The 18,993-nt window shown below is 73.8% G+C and carries 2 protein-coding genes; both read left to right on the top strand.

Annotated features, from left to right (window positions below):
* A partial coding sequence (locus tag Aau02nite_RS38715; protein WP_212993624.1) for a hypothetical protein occupies positions 1-220 on the top strand: 220 nt, incomplete at its 5' end.
* A 365-nt stretch (positions 221-585) separates the two neighbouring features.
* Positions 586-18,936 (top strand): DUF6531 domain-containing protein, encoded by an 18,351-nt coding sequence (locus Aau02nite_RS38710; protein WP_212993623.1) that lies wholly within the window; start codon positions 586-588, stop codon positions 18,934-18,936.
* Positions 18,937-18,993 lie beyond the last annotated feature (57 nt).

Genomic DNA, 18,993 nt, shown 5'->3' with positions numbered 1-18,993 from the left:
GGCGCAGGCGGCCCCGCCCCGATCGGCGGAGGCGGCCCAGTCGGCGGGCCGGCGCCAGCAGTCGACCCGGCCCCGGTCGGAGCAGTACCGGTGGGTGGGCCAGCCCCAGCAGGCGGCCCGGTTGCAGCCGGTGGCCAGGCCCCAGCAGGTGGCCCGGCCCCGGTCGGCGGCCAGGCCCCAACAGGCGGGCCAGCCCCGGTCGGCGGCCCAGCGCCAGTAGGTGGCCCAGCCCCGGTGAGCGGCCCAGCGCCAACGGGTGGACCAGCCCCAGCAGGCGGGCCAACCCCGGCCGGCGGGCCGGCTCCTGTCGGCGCACCCGGTGCAGTGGGTGGCCCGGCGCCTGTCGGTGCGACCGGGCCTACTGGCGCGCCCGGGCCGGTAGGCGCACCCAGCACTACGGAGGCATCCGGCGGAAACCCGCCGCCGCACGCCGGTACCACTTCACCCACCGCAGCGCCGACCCCGGTCAGTGCCCCCGCATCCGCACCCACGGGCTCCCCCGCCTCCGCGCCCGAGGGCTCGCCGGCGCCCGCGCCCACCGGATCCCCAGCGCACGCGTCCCCAGGGTCCCCAGCGCCGGGGACCGTGGGCACCCCCACGCCGGCTCCGGTCGGCGCCACCGCGCCCGGCTTGGACACCTCCGGCACCCCCACGCCCGTTCCCGCAGGTCAGACGGCACCCACGCCCGTCCCTGCCGGCAACACCGCAGCACCCCCGGCCCCGGCCGGCAACAACCCTGCGCTCTCAGCCCCGGTCGGCAACAGCGCTCCCCCGGCCGCCAACACGGCACCCACGACCGCGCCCACCCCGGCGGTCCCGCCCGTCGCTGCCCCTCAGGGCCTGCCCGGCTTCGACACCACGGTCGCCGCGCCGTCCGTCGTCACCGCCCCGGCCGACGTGCAGACACCCGCACCCCAGACCTCCTCCGCGCCGGCGCCCGGCACCGTCCAAACGCCACCTCCGGGCCCGGTCGCGGCCCCACCCTCCACAGGCCCGGCCGGCTCGACCACCGCGACCCCGCAAACCCAGACGCCGGCCCCGCTCGACACCCACACCGCGCCGGCCACCACCACCGACCGGAGCACCGCACCACCGCCGGCCGCGATCCAACCGCCCACCAGCCTCTCGGTGAACGCCCCCACATCCCTCGCATCCACGTCACCAACCGCTCCCGGGACGCAGCAGCCCGCGACCCAGCAGCCCGGCGACACGACCGCTGCGACCTCCCGCCCCTCCCCGGCCGACCTGCCCAAGCTCGACACCACGGTCCCGCCGGCGACCGCGGACGTCTCGCCGCTGACCGAGTCCGACCTCGCCGTCGACCTCAGCGACTTCACGGTCTCGCCGGTGGACGCCGAGACCCGGGCAGCCACCGAGGAGAGCCTGGCCCAGACCCGCCCGGCGCCCGCTCCCGACCAGGATGTGCGCATGCCGGGTCAGGGTCCGGCACGGGTGCCGGACCCGGTTTCCGAGCAGGACATCAAGGACCTGCGCACGCAGCAGGCCACCCCGGTGCGGGTCGCCGACACCGCCGCCTACGACGTCGTTGAGCTCGCCCCCGGCGCGCCGGGCCTGCCAGAGGTGGTCGCCCAGTCGTACCAGGCGGCGGAGCTGGACGTGCCGGTCGACGCCGCACCCCGGCCGCAGGTGGGCCACATCGACGGGCTGATCCGCTACGACCACCGAGTCCTGACCACCCCCGACGGGCGCCGGGTGCAGGATTTCACCGTCAAGCTGCACCTCGCGCCGGTGAGCCCGATGACTGACGCCCAGATCAAGCTCGTCCAGGACCGGGTGAAGGCCGGTGTGGCGGCCCTGTACAACCGTGGCTTCAGCATCGGCCCCCGCGGGGACCAGCTCAACGCCAACGTCGAGTTCGTCGGTCCGGCCGATGCGCACGCCGTTGTCGCCCTGCACGACGCTTCGGTCGACGCGGTGCCACCGCCGACCACGCAGACGGTCTGGTCGACCGGCGACAGCGCGATCGAGCTGGCCCACGAGGTCGGCCACTTCTACGCTCTCACCGACGAGTACGCCGACACCGACCTGACCGGCCCGGACGGTCAGGAGATCAAGCGGGTCTTCCACACCGGCCCGGACGCGGCCCGGGTGCACCACGACAACTCGCTCATGGCGACGACCCGGGAGACGGCTGCGCCGGAGGTCCTGCAGCGGCACGTCGATCAGATCGGGCAGACCAGTGAGACAGTGCTCTCCGCCGACCGCGGGGACCTGCCGCCGGCCGTCGCACCCCGGGGTGATACCCGGGACGACTCGGCGCTGGGGACCCGGCCCGCCCCGCAGCCGCCGTTCCGGCCCGTACGGGTGCCCGGCGGCCGGAACAGCGCCTTCGAGGATCTGCTCGGCACCCGTACGCCGGTTGACGCGAGCACCTACCGGGACACCTCCCGGGAGCTGATCGAGCAGCGGGCCGACCTCGCCTTCGTGGTCAACATGATCCTGCCGGTCGGTGAGGTCAACCGGCTCGCGGAGGTCATCGCGGCCGTCCGGCCCCCGGAGACCGCCGGAGACGTCAAGGTCGCCTTCGTGCTGGGCGTCAACTCGATGGACAAGAAGGCGTCCAGACAGCTCAAGCAGGCGGTGGCGGAGGCCCTGGAGATCGCCCGGACGCTCGACGTGCCGATCGCCGTCAACGGGTACGCGGTCGGCGACAACGGCAAGGGCAAGTTCCCGCACGGCCGGGTCCGCAACGCCGTGCTGACCGACCCGGACAACGTCGCCGTCGTGGAGGCGTTCGCCGGCGCGGGCACGTACCCGTACCTCTCGATCCAGGACTTCGACACCGGGGCCCGGACCGTCGCCGACGGTTCGCACGTCTTCGCCGAGGTCCAGCGGATCACCTCGGCCGACCCCGACGGCCGGCTGACCGTCAGCGGCCGGGAGTCGCCTGCCAGCGAGGATTCCCTGTCCGAGGACGAGTCGCCGCCGGACCGGCTCAAGGACACGATGCCGCTGCCCGCCGTGGACCTGCGGACCCCGTCCCGCCCGCTGATGTTCAGCGGCGGCTACCGGGTTGATCCCGACGACGTCGCCACCCTGCGGGCCGACACGGTCCGCCGGATCTCCGCCCACGAGGCAGATTTCAAGCCGGGCAAGAAGATCAAGAACCCGAGCGACTGGGAGACCGAGCGGCAGCGGGATCCGGCGGCGTTCTACGACAACCGGCGGGCCCTGGCCGAGTCGGACGCGTTCCTGGACGACTTCGTGTCCGCCGTGCGGGAGGACATGGAGACCCGCGACCGGCAGGCCGACATCCACGCGATGCTGCCGTACACGCCGGAGCCGAACCTCTTCGTGGACGCCCTGGTGGTGCTCGGCGACGACAACGTGCGCTTCGGCGACACCGGCGCGGAGTTCCCGCAGCTGGCCGAGGGGCTGATGCGGGCGTACCGCAACGAGCTGAACCACGACTATGCCGCGGCGGAGGTGTCCGACGCGACGCGCTCCGCGCAGCTCCGGACGGACTCGCAGAACAACCGGCACCCGCTGCGGGGTTCGGCGTTCCAGAGCTCGTTCAGCGCGACCGCCGTGCCGACCGACCTGTCCCGGCTGGCCGCCGAGTTCGCCGTCACCGGCCGGCTGCCGCAGACGCACACCGTCCTCGGCGCGAGCGTCCAGAAGCGCTTGTTCGCCCCGGTGGGCAAGGATCTCGCCGACACGTCCGCCCAGCTGGAGCGGTACCGCGACGCCGCCCTGGCCGAGTCCGGTGAGCCGCGGTCCACGCCGTACCAGGCCACGTGGGCGCCGGCCGCCGCGCCGAAACCTCCGGCGGACCCGGAGGCGACGCCCGAGCCGACCGGGTGGCCGGGGCTCACCCCCGAGCAGCGCATTCAGCTCGGCGGCGAGCCGCACAACAAGCTGGCCACCACGGTCTCGCTGGAGACGCCCGGCGGACCGGCTTTCGGCCTGGATCCCGACGACCGCCTGGTCGACGCGCATCTGTACGCCATGTCGAGCACCCCCGCCCGGATCCAGGACGAGTTCGACCACGCGGCGGAAGTCGTGGCGACGCTGTCCCACCAGTGGTTCACCGGCCAGCCCGCCGGCACGCTCGCCCCCGGCTCGCTCTACGACGTCGTCTCCCGGCAGGTGCCCGGCACCGGCACGGCCGAGGAGTTCCGCGGTCAGGTCCTCGGGCAGCGCACCGGTGAGGCCAACCTGCGGGTCATCGCCCGGCAGCGCCAGCAGACGCCGTACTACGGCGGTGACTTCGCGCTGGCCGCGGTCGTCCCGCCGACCGCCGGCACGCGGCGGACGCCGGTCACCGACGCCGATCGCGGCCGGATCACCGGCGCGCACAACGCCGTGGCGCAAGCGGTGGCCTACGCGGCCGGCCTCGAGCTGACCGTGCACACCCCGGACGGGGAATCGCAGACGTTCACGCCGGTCGGCAAGCCCGCCCCGCAGAAGCTGGCCGTCACCCGGACCATCGACGCCAACGGCAACGTCAGCTACGCGCCGGGCCGTCCCGCCGCGCCCACGCTCACGTCTTTCCCCGCCTCGACGGGCCCCCGCCGGGACCCCCGCGCGACGCCGCAGCCGGCCCGGGTCGCCGCGGGCCTGATGTACGCCACCCCCACCGACCGAGCCACCCGGGAAACCGCCACCTCCCCGGTGTACGCGGGCCGCACCGACCGCTACCACGTCTTCAGCCACGGCAACCCGCGCGAGCTGGAAGTCGGCTCGAGCCGGGTCACGCCCGCGCAGCTGGCCGCCACGATCCGCGCCGATCCCACCTGGGACGGCCGCCCGGTCGTACTCATCGCCTGTGACACCGGTGTGGACCGCATCGACGGATTCGCCGCCCAGCTCGCCCGGGAACTGCCCGGCGTCCCGGTCATCGCCCCCGCCGGCATCGTCTGGGCCGGCAACCTCGGGCACGCCCTGGTCACCCCGTCCGACGCGCTGGGTCCCGACGGCGAGCCCCGCTACGCCTCCCCGGCGCCGGACAGCCGGTTCATCCAGTTCGAGACGTCGGCCGCGGCGCCCGACCAGGTCATCACCACCGACCTGCCGTTCGTGCTGGATGCCGCGACCCCGCTGGGCGGCTTCGACGCGGACCATCTCGGCGCCGCCGTCGACCAGCTCGCGCTCCAGGCCGGCGAGGTCGCCGACACCATCGCCGCCGAGGCCCGGCCCGCGGTGGACACGATCGCGCCGGCGCTGGCCGACGTGGTTACCGCCGCCGACGCCCAGGTGCTCGCCACGGAGCTGCATCAGGACGCCCGGAACCTGCACGACGACCTCACCGAGGCCCGGGCCGTCAACACCGAACGGGCCGACGACGCACCGCAGCTCGCCCGGGCCGCGCGCGACGCCGGCCGGCTGGCCCCCGACAACAGCACCGGCCGGGCGTACCGGGACCTGGCCACGCACGCCGAGCAGCAGGTGCGGGCCGCCGACGGCCCGGTGCGGGCCGCCCTCGCCGACGCCTCCGCGCACGCTCCGGCCGTCCGTGGTTTCCGGGACTCCGCCGCCCGGGCCGAGGCCGTCGCCCAGCAGGCAGCCGCCGACCTGGACCAGCTGCGCGGCTACCACGACGAGCTCGTGGCGCTGCGCGACGAGAGCCGACAGTGGTCGGACCAGGCCGCCGAGGCCGCCCGGGACGCGGCGGCGGCACGCCTGCTGCCGCCGGGCACCGACCAGCAGATCCAGATCGCCGACGCCTTCCTGCGCTCGTTCCAGGCTCTGCAGGAGATCGGCCGACGACAGGTCCGGACCGACGCGCTGAACCGCCGGATCGACGCGCTGGGCGACCTGCCGGCCACGGTCGGCGCCGTACGGGCCGACGTCCGGGACGCCGGGACGCTGATCGCCGACGCCGCGGCCCGGGAGCCGGCGGCGCTGGCCGCCCACTCCGCCGCGATCGAGCGGCTGAACGCGGCCGACGACCGGCTGCGCCGCACCGAGGAGCTGCTCAACGACGTCTACGACCGGGCCGACCAGCTCGGCATCCCGCCGGCTGCGCCGCAGCCCACGGCCACCGTGGACAGCGACTCGGACGACGACCTGGAACCGCCCGCGGACCTGCTCACCGAAGTCGACCTCGACGCCGACCCGCCGGCGGACCTGCTGGTGGAGGCCGGGCCGACGCTGCGCCCGTTCCGGCCCATGGCCCCGCTCCCGGCGATCGCCGAGGACATCGAGCTGGACGAGCTGGACCCGGCCGGTCCGGCCGATTCGATCATCGGCGTGGCGATCAGCACCGAGGGCGACGTCGCGATGCCGGCCGCCATGGCGCCGCCGAACCTGCGCGACAACCTCCAGGGCTACCTGCGGGACAGCCGGACGCTGGGGGCCGCCGAGCAGACCCGCGCGACCGAGGGCGGCGACCTCACCGACGGGCTGCGCCTGCTGGGCGTGCCGTCGTCGGTCCTCACCGAACTGCGGGCCGACGTGCGCAACGACGTCGACCAGTTCCTCCGCGCCGGGCGGCCGTACCCGGTCACGGTCGGCGGGCGACCCGCCGAGCTGGTCGTGACCGCCCGGCTGGACTGGGACGGGCTGCGGACCGAGCGGGCCGCCACCGACGCCGTCAAGGCCGGCGGCAAGGACGACAGCACCTTCACCCATTCCGTCCGGCACACGCGGGACCTGCACGTGGAGCCCCGGGCTACGGTCACCGCGATGCCGCCGCTGGCCGCCGGGCTCGGCGCGACCGTGCCGACCGTGCCGCTGACCACCGCCGCCACCTCGTACCGGGCCGACTTCAGCACGGTGACCACCGTCAAGCTGGACAACCAGGCCGAGGTCACGGTGCCGATCGTCTTCACCGCCACGCTGCGGGACGCCGACGGGCGGCCGGTCGATCCGCGTCCGGCGGACCAGCGCGACGCCGGGCCGGGCACGGTGACCGCGACCGGTGTCGTGCCGCTGCGGGTGCCCACGCAGCTCACCGACCCGGGGCCGCTGTTCGGCCCGGCACCGCGGAAGCTGGCGGCCCCGCTGCCCACCCGGTTCGGGGTAGAGAGCGTGACCAGCACGCCCGATCCGGAGGCCGGCAGCTACTTCGACCAGGTCGACCGGATGCTGCGGGAGGACGGCCTGGGCGACCTCACCCGGGTCGGCGCTCCCGGACGGTCGGTGCTCCAGCGCTTCCTTTCCGACGGCAACCTCTCCGCCAAGCTGGTGCAGGCGGCCACCCACGACCCGGACGACCCGGACACCGGCTGGATCACCTCCGAGCCGCTGACCCGGGCGCACGAGAGCGCGTGGCGGCGGATCTTCCCCGGCCGCGACCGGGCCCTGCAGCTGCGCCTGGTCGCCCGCCAGGTCCAGGTCGTCGAGACGGTGGCGGCCGCCGAGCACAGCGACGTCACCAAGATGTCCGGTGCGGACACCGACAGCACCACGGCCGACCGTCCCTGGACCGTCTGGGGGATGGCCGGTGGCGGCACCGACGTGGCGCCGGTCTCTTTCCTGGTCGGTCCGCGGGTGTCGGTCTCCCGCAAAGGCCCGAACACGCAGAGCTTCACCGACGGGATCCACGCCCGGGACACCCTCGAGACGACCGGCCCGGCGGTCCGCTACCGGACCGTCTACGACCTTCAGGTACGCCCGCTGGGCCGGCCCGCCCGCACCCTGGCCGGCCCGGTGGAGACGATGCAGTGGACGGCCTCGGACCGGGTGAAGGAGACCGCGCTCGATCCCGGCGCGGCTCCGTGGTCGGGGCGCACGGGGACCGCCCGGACCCACTTCGCGCCGGAGCACATCGAGCAGGGCCGGTCGTTCGGTGGCGCGTACGTGCAGGACCTGAACGGCGGCGACAAGCTGTACCGCGCGGTGGCCGACGCTCTGCGCAGCGTGCCGGGACACCGCGGCTTCAGCTTCCAGAAGGACACGTTCGTCAAGCAGTTCGGCGACGAGACCCTGGCCGACGGGCTGAGCGCCGGGGTGCAGGCGATCCTCGCCCGGGACGCGACGGCGCGTACCCGGCTCTCCGATCGGCAGCTGCGTTTCCTGCTGGACCGGATCGTCGGGCCGGGCCTGGAGATCCCGCTGATGAAGAACGGCGTGCTGCACGACTACAGCACCGTCGTGACGGTCACCGGCGAGCTGTCCGACCTCTCCGACGGCGAGCTGCGGGACAACGGCGAGCAGCGGACCGCGGACAAGCGCACCCGTAAGTCCGCCTTCACCGGCGGTCAGGAGCGCAGCCGCACCGGCGAACTCAGCATCGAAGGCCGGGTGCTCGGCCCCGTCGGCCGGGCGATCTCCACCGTGCTCGGCGGCCCGCGCGTCAGCCACACCTCGGTACGCGGCCACGACCTCACCGTCTCCAAGGCCCACGGCACAGACGTCCGGCACGCGCCCGGCCTGACCGTCGAGGGGAAGCTCGCCGACGTACCGATGCGCGAGTTCGCCGGCACCCTCACGGTCCGGGCCACCAGCCAGTCCAGCGTGCGGCCGAACCAGAACTTCCGGCACCTGGTGCCCGGATCGCCGGGACGCGGCACCCCGGCGCTGATCTCCGGCTCGGTGGTGCCGCCCACCGAGCACAAACTCGAGCTACGGCTGCTGGTGCCCGAGCACCGGGTGAGCCACGCCCCACCCGCGGCGGCCCGGGCGCCGCAACCGCGGGACCAGGAGTGGATGGCGTACGCGCCACCGCTGAGCACCCTCTCCGGCGGCTTCCCGCACGAGCTGGACGGCAGCCGGATCGAGACCTTCCTGGGCGCCGGTCACCTGCGCGACGCGGTCAAGGAGACCCTGGTCCGCGCCGCCGACGACCCGATCTTCGGCTTCCCGGACGGTCCCATCTCCGGCACCGTCGGCAACAGCCTCTCGCCCGAGCGGCTGTCGAACGATCCCGAGCTGTTCAGCACTGCCCTGTCGATCGACCACCTGTCGTACGGCCGCCGCGCCTCCGACGTGACAGCCGGGGTGAAGGTCCGGCTCCGGCCGACCAACCCCCGGATCCTGCCCGCCTCGGAGTTCGAACGGGTCAAGGACGTGCTCGCCGGCGGCTCGGGGAGCAGCGCCAAGCGGGGCAGCGCATGGGAGGCCAGCGCCTCCGTCACGGGTGTCGCCTCGATCGCCGGCATGGCGCAGGACCACGGTGCCTCCAGCACCACCCCGGGCGGCGTGATCATCGCGACCGTCACGCCGTGGCAGCGCACCTGGGGCAGCGTCCGGGAGCAGAGCGTCGCGGGCGTCTCCAAGGTCAAGGTCAGCGGCCGGCCGGAACGCCGGGTGCTGGTGCAGCTCGACGTGGACGCGGAGATCGTCGCCGAGGCCCGTCGCACCGGCAACCTCGACATCCTGGGTGTGCTGCCCGGCGAGCCGGTGCGCCGGGCCGGCCAGCGGCTGACCCTGCCCGACTCGATGCTGATGTGGCTCACCGAGGACCAGGTCCACCGGATCCAGGAACAGGACCTGGCCCGGGGCCGCCGGCAGGCCGAGGTCGAGCTGCAACAGCTGCACGCCGGCCAGGCCGAGGGCCAGCGCGACCGGCACGACGCCCAGCGCGCCGGGCTCGACGCGCAGCACCGCCTCGCATCCGCTCCCGCCGACGTGCGGCAACGCGAGCACGACGACCTGCGGGGGCGGCAGGAGGCCGAACGCCAGGCCATGCTCGACCGGCAGGCCACCGAGCGCCGCCTGGTCACGGACGCGCACACCGAGCGGGCCGCCGCGCTGGACCGATCGCGGCCACCGGTCATCACGCCGCCGGCCACCACCGAGTCACCCGCACCGCCGCTCGGTACGGGCCGCAAGCCCTCACTGGGCATCGGCGGCGTCAGCTCCACCCTGGATCTCAGCAATCGGGTCGGCGCGGTACGCCGGGCCGTCGCCGAGGTCATCGGTGGCAGCCGCGGCGAGCAGGTGGCCGCGGCGCTGCTCCCGGAGTCGGCCGCGGACCAGCCGCATGACAACGTCCGCGCGCTGAACTCGTTCCTGTCCGGGGCACACCACCATGCCAACGCCGCGCTCAACGGTGGGCGCAGTGTGCCGCTGCGGCTGGAGGGGAGGTTCGGCGGGCACACGTACCAGGCAACGCTGAGCGCCGCGATCCTGGGCGATCCGCTGTTCACCGGCCTCGAGCACGTGGACGAGCTGCAGGTCGGCGACAAGACCACGGTGACGGTGACCGAGACCGACTCCCGGGGGCGCACGCTCGGCGCGATCTCGGTGAACCTGCGGGCTCAGGGCACCAACACCGACAGCCAGACAGCGGCGGAGAAGGCGCGGGACACCGGCCACGGCGCGACCTCCGAGACCGTCGGCGGCGGTTACGTGGCCACCGCCAACCTGGGTGTGCGCAGCACCGACGACGTCAGCAAGGACGCGCTCACCTACAGCCAGTCGCTGACCGTCAAGGGACCGGTGGCGACGTACACCGCGGACCTCGCCCTGGACCTCACGGTCACCGGCGACGCCCTGCCTGCGGCCGGCGCCGTGGTCCATGACCAGCGGCCGGTGACCCTGCGCCTGCACCCGAGCCCAGCGCGGATCGAGGGGCCGGCCGGGGTCGCCCAGCCGCCCACCCCGGTGCCGGCCGCCGAGCTCCCCGACGACGCCCGGGCCCGGTGGCGGACCGCCGACGGCCACGACTCGCTGCCGGAGCCCGGCCGGTACGCGGTGGAACACGTCTGGGCCGACGTCGCCGACCTGCACCGCGCCGCCGAGCAGGCGCTGACCGCGTCCGGCGCGACCGTCGACGAGTCCACCCGGGCGGCGCTGCGCGACACGGTGAGCGGCATCGACCTCAAGGCCGCCCATCCGGCCATGCTGAGCACCGGCTTCCCGGTGCCGCTCAACCGCAAGCTGGGCCGCGACCTGGTGCTGGAGGCCCGGCTGGTGGCCCGGCCGCGGTTCGCCGGCGCGGACGCCGACGTCACGATCGCCGGCTCGGTCAAGGACGCCCGGTCCAGCACGGTGACCCAGAAGAGCGGTCACACGTACGCCGTGAAGATGAGCGGGCCGGTGCTGGCGGCGGGCGCGGGTCACCCGGGCGGCGCCGGCAAGATCGGTGACCGCAACGAGTTCGGTGCGGTCTCCGGGTCGACCGTCTACGAGCAGCAGCTGTACGCCACCGACCCGGATCGCCGGCTCAGCAGCACCGCGACGACCGACACCACCGAGCACACCGTGCGCCCGACCGAGCAGACCGACCCGGACGCCCGGCTGACCCAGAGCCTGGCCTACTCCGTGGAGTACCGGTTCGTCGCCCGGACGCTCTCTGCCACCGGCGGCGAGCCCACCCCGGTCGCCGGCACCGAGGTACGCGTGGCGGACGCGATCGCGATCCGGATGAGCGACGCAGCGGCACGCGAACGCACCGGCACGGATCTGCCGGCACCGCTGCGGCAGAGCGCGGTGGACGTCGCCGAGCACGGCGAGACCGTGTCCGCAGCGGTCAGGCGGCGCGACGGCCTGCGCGCCCAGCCGTCGCCGGACGCCGGCCTGCTCGCCGCCGCGGAACAGGCGGTGAACACTGCGGAGACCGCCTGGTGGACCGCCCGGCACGCGCACGATGAGCAGCTGGACGCGTACCGCCGGGATCTGCCGGCCCCCGGCCGGCCCGCGACCGAACCGGTCAGCCCGCCGCCGCCGCTGTCAGAGGTGCCCCCCGCCGCGGTCGCGAAGTCGACGGCCGAGACCCCGACCGTCGGCGACCCGATCGACGTCACCACCGGCCGGATGATCTACACCGAGACCGACCTGCGGCTGCCCGGCCTGACCCTGGCCCGGACCCACCGCTCCGACTACCGCTGGGGCCGGTCCTTCGGCCCGACCTGGGCGTCCACGCTGGACCAGCGCATCATCACCGACGAGCGGCAGGCGTATTTCCTGGCCGCGGACGGGTCGATCAGCACCTACCCGTTGCCCGCCGAGGGCAGGGAGGCGCTGCCGGTCCTCGGCGGCGGAGGCCCGCTGCGCCGTTTGGCCGGGGGCGGCTGGCTGCTGGCCGGGCGGGACGCGATGCTGCTGTTCGCGCCGGGCGGCGACGGTGCGGACGCCTGGCTGTCCGACATCGCGACGGCGGACATCCGGTGGCAGCTCCGGCGGGCCGACGACGGTACGCCGGACCTGCTGCTGTCCTCATCCGGCAGCAGGGTCGAGCTCGACACCGCCGACGGCCTGGTCCTCGGTGCCCGGGTGGTCCTGGGCGACGCCGCCGCCCGGCCGGTCGAACTGCCGACGTTCCGCTACGACAACCGCCGTCACCTGGTGGGGATCCGCAACTCCTCCGGCCTCGAGACGCTGCTGCGCTACGACGAGGCCGGGCGGATCGTGCGGTGGGAGGACCGCAACGGCGAGTGGTTCCGGTACGCCTACGACTCGGCGGGCCGCTGCGTCAGCACCGACGGCAGCGGCGGATACCTGCGCTACTCGTTCCGCTACGACCCCGGCAGCACGACCGTCACGAACTCGCTGGGCCACCCCACCCGGTACGAGCTCAACGAGCGTCTCCAGGTGACCGCGATCGTCGACCCGCTGGGGGCGACCACCCGCCAGGAATGGGACGCGGCCAACCGGCTGCTCTCCCGGACCGACCCGCTCGGCCGGGTCACCCGGTACGGCTACGACTCGCGGCAACGACCGCTGTCGCTGACCCGCCCGGACGGCAGCCGGTTCACGGTGACCTACGCCGACGACGGCCGGGCCGTGGCGCTGGTCGGGCCGGACGGCGTGGCGCGGACCCTCCCCGAGCGCACGGCCGCCCCGGTCGGGTCCTCGGACGGCACAACGACCGAATTCGGCTGGACGGATGAGGGCGATCTCGCATGGCGCACCCGTCCGGACGGCTCCGAACAGTCATGGCACTACGACGGCGAAGGGAACTTGGTGGAAGTCATCGATCCAGGAGGAAGGGCGGTGAAACTCGAGTACGGGCCCTTCGATCTGCCCACAGCGCGGATCGACGAGATGGGTCACCGGACCGAGTTCACCTACGACACGGAGCTGCGGCTCAGCACGGTCGTCAACCCGGCCGGGCAGGTCTGGAGCTACGCGTACGACCCGGCGGGGCGGCTGTGCGAGCAGACCGACTTCGACGGCCGTACCCAGCGCTACCGGCACGACGCGGCGGGTCAGCTGGTCGCGTACACCGACGCGGCCGGCACCACCACCCACTACCGCTACGACGCGCTGGGCCGGGTCGTCGAGCGCCGGGTCGGTGACCGGGTCACCCGGCTCGGGTACGACGCCGCCGGACTCGTCGAGAGCGTGGCCGGCCCGGACGCGACGGTGCGCTTCGAGCGCGACGCCGAGGGCCGGGTGACCGCCGAGACGATCAACGGCCGCACCGTCCGGACCAGCTACGACGGCGCCCGGGTCGCGGCCCGCACCACGCCGTCCGGCCGCCGCAGCCGGTGGACCTACGACGCCCAGGGCCGCCCGGAGAGCCTGGCGACCGGCGCCCACCTGCTGCGCTTCGAGCACGACGCGGCGGGCCGGGAGATCAGCCGGGCCATCGGTGACCTGGTCGCGCTGCGGCAGAGCTTCGACGCGGCCGGCCGGCTCGCGGTGCAGCACATCGCCGACGCCACCGAGCAGGGTTTCAGCTACGACGCGGCCGACCGGATCACGGCGATCGGTGACCGCTCGTTCAGCACCGACGACACCGGTCGCATCCGTACGGTGACCGGCGCCGCCGGCGAGACCGAGCACTACGAGTACGACGAGGCCGGCAACCTCATCGGCACCGGCCGCGACCGCTGGGAACTCGACGGCACCATGCTGGTCCGGTCGGATGACGCCACCTTCGACTACGACGGCAAGGGCCGCCTGGTCCGCCGGGCCGACACCACCGGCACCTGGGAGTTCACCTGGGACGCCGAGGACCGGATGACCGGGGTGACCACCCCGGACGGCGACCGCTGGCACTACCTCTACGACGGCTTCGGCCGCCGCATCACCAAACGCCGGCTCGGCGCGGACGGCCGGGTCCTGGCGGAGGTCCACTTCGCCTGGTCCGGTGATCTCCTGCTGGAGCAGAGCGACGGCACGACCACCACCACCTGGGACTACCGGCCGGACGGCTCCGCGCCGGTGGCGCAGACCGACGACGACGCGCTGCACGCGGTCATCACCGACACCGTCGGCACCCCGACCCACCTGGTGACGCCGGGCGGCGCCCTGAGCTGGTGGTCCCGAGGTGACCTGTGGGGTCGCAGCCGGCAGACCGGCAGCACCCCGTTGCGCTTCCCGGGCCAGTACCACGACGCCGAGACCGGGCTGCACTACAACCGGTTCCGGTACTACGACCCGGCGACGGCACGCTACGTCAGCCCGGACCCGCTCGGCCTGTCCGGCGGCCCGAACCCGACGGCGTACGTCACCAACCCGCTGACCGTGGCGGACCCGCTCGGCCTGACCAGCTGCAAGCCGGCCCAGCCGGCGCTGGACCCGGTCGCCGCGGCCGGCCCGGTCCCGGACCCGTCGTCGGGACCCACCGACCTGCCGGCCAACGCCAACGCGCCGACGCCGGAGTCGCTCTACGGCATGCCGCAGTGGGTGCAGGTAGCGGTCTACGACACCAACGGCAACTTCCTCCGTTACCGCGACGTACTGCGGGAGACGCCGTCCCCGCCGCCGTTGACCACCCCCGCCGGCCAGATGTCGTCCCTGGCGGACCAATGGTTCGACTCCGTCGCGCCCGCGGGGCAGGCTGCGCTCGCCGACCCCTCTTCGTCCGCGAACGCGAGCCTCCAACAGATCCAGCAACAGATGCAGTCGCTCGCCGGACGGCGGCCACACACCGGGCCGCGGAACGCCGACTTCATCGAACCCCTGGTCGGCATCCGGCGGTACCAGAACGCGATGCGGGGCGGACGGGAAGTCCGGGGCATCGGCAACGAGATCTCCGACGAGCCGGACGGCGGCCGGCGAACCGCCCGGCAGATCGCGCGGTACCTGCGCGGTCGCGGCCCCATCTCGGAGATCGGCAGCGCCGCCGGTCGCGAGTTCGCCACCGTCGTGAACTTCAGCGAACGGGCCCGGGGTTACAACTCCGAGGTCAACACCCTGTCGAACACGCTGCTGTTCATCCACGGCGCGACGACGCCGGAGGCCGCGGCCGCCCAGTGGCGGAACGTCGGCGACTGGTTCCGGCCGGCCCAGGCGGGATATGCCGGCGACGAGTACGCGCCGAACCCGCCGGCCCCGCTGTACCAGAACATGCCTCCGCAGCGGGAGACCGCGCCGAGCCGGACCATGCAACCGATCATCGTGACCGCTGAGCCGGCCGAGCGCAGCGATCGGTCGCGCAGTCCTCGTGAGCGCGAGCGCAGCCATCGCAGCAGCCGGCGCTACCGCAGCCGCGACCGGTACGGCTTCCAGGGATCCCAGACCGGCCCGGCGACCGTCCCGGGCACCGCGACACCGGCCACGAACCAGTTCACCACGCCCCTCGCCGACCAGCTCACGGCCCTGGACGGCAACCCGCAGGCGCAGGCCCAGCTGCTCGACTCGTTCCGGGACCAGCTCTCCCAGAACGTCACGCTCAGCGACGGGTCGACGTTGCAGGTGCTGGCGGCCAACGCGCACGGCACGACCGGCAACACCGATGCCGACCTGCAGACCCTCAACACCGTGGACCGCGGCCACCTGCAGCAGATCCACGGCAGCCGTGACCCCGCCAACACCAACGACTGCATCCCGCTCACCCTGGCCGTCGACTCGTACCGGCAGTCCGGGGCCGTCGTCGGCGTACCGGCACAGACCCAGCCGCTGGCGCTGAGCACGCTGATCCAGCGCTACCCCGGCCGGAACGTCAACGAGCTCAACACCATCACCGGCCTGATGGACGCGCTCGGGGCGATGCCGAACGGCACCACCGGCATCGTCGGCCTGCGGTCCGGCGCGCCGGGCACGGTCGGTCACGTGATCAACGTCGCCAAGGATCAGCGGGGCCGCGTGACGTTCGAGGACGCACAGGTCCCCGGCCTCGCCACGCTGTCGCCGATCGGGCCGGACGGCTCGGTCGTGCTCATCCAGACGAGCGACCCGGCGCCCGCCTCGCCGATCGACACCACCATGACCACCGGCAGCGACGTCGCCAGTGACAGCGACGTCGACATGACCTCGGACCGCGCCGGTGACAGCGACGTCGACATGACGTCCGACCACGACAGCGACGCCGACTCCGACGTCCTCATGGGCAGCATGCCCGAGTTCACGCCGACCCCGGCGACGTTCTCGGACGTGGCGCCCGAGGCGGTGGCGAAGACCACCGAGCAGACCCCGGTCGCCGGCGACCCGATCGACCTCACCACCGGCCGGATGCTGCTCACCCACACCGACGCGACGCTGCCGGGTCTCACGCTGGAGCGGACCTACCGGTCCGACTACCGGTGGGGCCGGTCCTTCGGCCGCTCGTGGGCGTCGACCCTGGACCAGCGGGTCATCATCGACCGCGAGCAGGTGCGGTACCTGGCGGCGGACGGTTCGCTGCTGACGTACCCGCTGCCCGCCGAGGGCGAGACGGCGCTGCCCACGACCGGCAAGGCGCTGCCGCTGCGCCGGCTCGTCGGCGGCGGCTGGTGGCTCAGCGACCCGACGACCGGCCGCTCGCTGCTGTTCGCTCCGGCGAACGACACGGAGTCGCTGCTCAGCGACGTGTCCGAGGCCGGCGTGCGCTGGTCGGTCACCCGGGACCGCCGGGGCACCCCGACCGAACTCCGGTCCTCGGCCGGGGCCACGATCGTGTTCGCCTCGTCCGCCGGGCTGGTGACCATGGTGTCCCTGCCGAACGCGGCCGGCGACCTGATGGCGGCGGCGCAGTTCGGCTACGACAGCGACCTCAACCTGGTCGCGGTCACGAACTCCTCCGGCGAGGCCGAGACGTTCGACTACGCCGGTGGGCGCATCGTGCGCTGGGAGGACCGCAACGGCGAGTGGTACACCTACACCTACGACGAGGCCGGCCGCTGTGTCAGCACCGACGGCAAGGGTGGGTACCTGCGGTACCGGTTCGACTACCTGCCGGGTCGCACCGTCGTGACCGACTCGCTCGGCGCGGTGCGGACCTACGAGCTCAACGACCGCTTCCAGGTGGTCGCGGAGACCGACGCGCTCGGGGCGACGACCCGCAACGAGTGGGACGAGGCCTACCGCCTGCGCTCGCACACCGACGCGCTGGGCCGGGTCACTTCTTATGAGTACGACGCGGACGGACGGCCCACGGTGACCGTCCGGGCCGACGGGAAGCGGTCCACGACCACGTACGACAAGCTCGGGCGGGCGATCAGCTGGACCGGCTTCGACGGCAACACCCGCAACCGCCAGTTCGACGAGAACGGCCTCATGATCGCCGAGGTCGACGCCTCCGGTGAGGTCGTCCGGTTCGAGCAGGCGGCCGAGGACGGCCAGGGCACGGTCATCCACGTCGGCCCCACGGCCTACGTCCGCAATCCGGCACAACTGATCACGTCGATGAAGACCGGCGACAGCGAGACCCGGTACGTCTACGACGCGCTCGGCCGGATCTACAGCGTCGAGAACGAGCGGGGTCTCACCGAGTTCGGCTGGACGCTGGAAGGCGACCTGGCCTGGCGGGAGAACCCGGACGGCACGGTCGAGGAGTTCGTCTACGACGGCGAGGGCAACCTCATCGAGGCGGTCGACGCCACCGGTCGCCGCACGATCCGTGAGTACGGGGCGTTCGACCTGGTCACCGCCGAGATCGACGACGACGGCAAGCGCACCGAATACCGGTACGACACCGAGCTGCGGTTGGTCGCCATCATCAACCCGGCCGGTGAGACGTGGCGGTACACGTACGACCCGAACGGCCGGATGGTCTCCGAGACCGACTTCGGCGGCCGCACCCAGCGGTACGCCTACGACGCGGCCGGTCAGCTGATCGCGCACACCGACGCGGCCGGTGAGGTCACGTCCTACACGTACGACATGCTCGGACAGGTCATCGAGCGCCGCACCGGCGCCGCGGTGACGCAGTATGCGTACGACGCGGCGGGCCGGGTGCTCGGCGCCCGCGACGCGGACTCGGAGATCCGCCTGGAACGCGACGCCGCGGGCCGGGTGATCGCCGAGACGGTCAACGGCAACACGGTGGCCACCACGTACAGCGAACAGCTGGGCGCGGTGACCGCGCGGACCCGACCCTCGGGTGCGGTGACGCAGTGGTCGTACGACGAGTCCGGCCGGCCGGCGGCACTGGCCGCCGGCGGCCAACAGGTCCGGTTCGCCTACGACGGCAACCGGGAGGTGGCCCGCAGCTCGGACGCCGGCCTCTCCCTGCAGCAGGCGTTCGACGAGTTCGGCCGGCTGTCCGCGCAGCGCATCGCCGGGGTCACCGACCGGCGGTTCGACTACGACACCACGGGCCGGCTGACCGCCGTCCAGGACGTGGTGCAGGGCGACCGTAAGGTCCACGAGGAGCAGCCGGGCGACGTCCGGTACGCCTACGACGCGCTGGGCCGGCCGGTCACCCGGTCGGACGCGGCCGGCGACTGGCAGCTCGAGTGGGATCACCTGGATCGGCTCGCCGGGGTCACCACCCCCACGGGGGACCGCTGGCGCTACCGGTACGACGCGTTCGGCCGGCGGATCGCCAAGCAGCGTCTCGGCGCGAAGAACGCGGTGCTCGAGGAGACCGTGTTCGTCTGGTCCGGCAACCTGCTCGTCGAGCAGCACCACCGGACCCGGGCCGGCGTGAGCACCACCGCGTGGGAGTACCACCCGGCGGCGGCGCACCCGATTGCCCAGGTCACCGACGGTACGCTGCACACCGTCGTGACCGACGGGGCCGGCGTCCCGATGGACGTCGTCGGCATCGACGGCACCCGCACCGGCGACGCGGCGGCGATCCCGCTGCGCGTCGGCGGGCGCTACCTCGACGCCGAGACCGGTCTGCAGTACGACCGGTCGCGCTCCTACTACGACGCCGCCGCGGCCCGGTTCCTGCCGGAGCCACGGACGGCGCCGGTTCCCGCACAGCGGTGACCCTCCTGCCCGCCCCGGCCGCCACGGTGGCCGGGGCGGGCAGCCCCCGGACCGACA

Origin of the sequence: Actinoplanes auranticolor (assembly GCF_018332655.1) — a bacterium.
Classification (GTDB): Bacteria; Actinomycetota; Actinomycetes; order Mycobacteriales; family Micromonosporaceae; genus Actinoplanes; species Actinoplanes auranticolor.
Note: the sequence above shows the minus strand (reverse complement) of the source record. Positions and strands in the feature narration are given on the sequence as shown.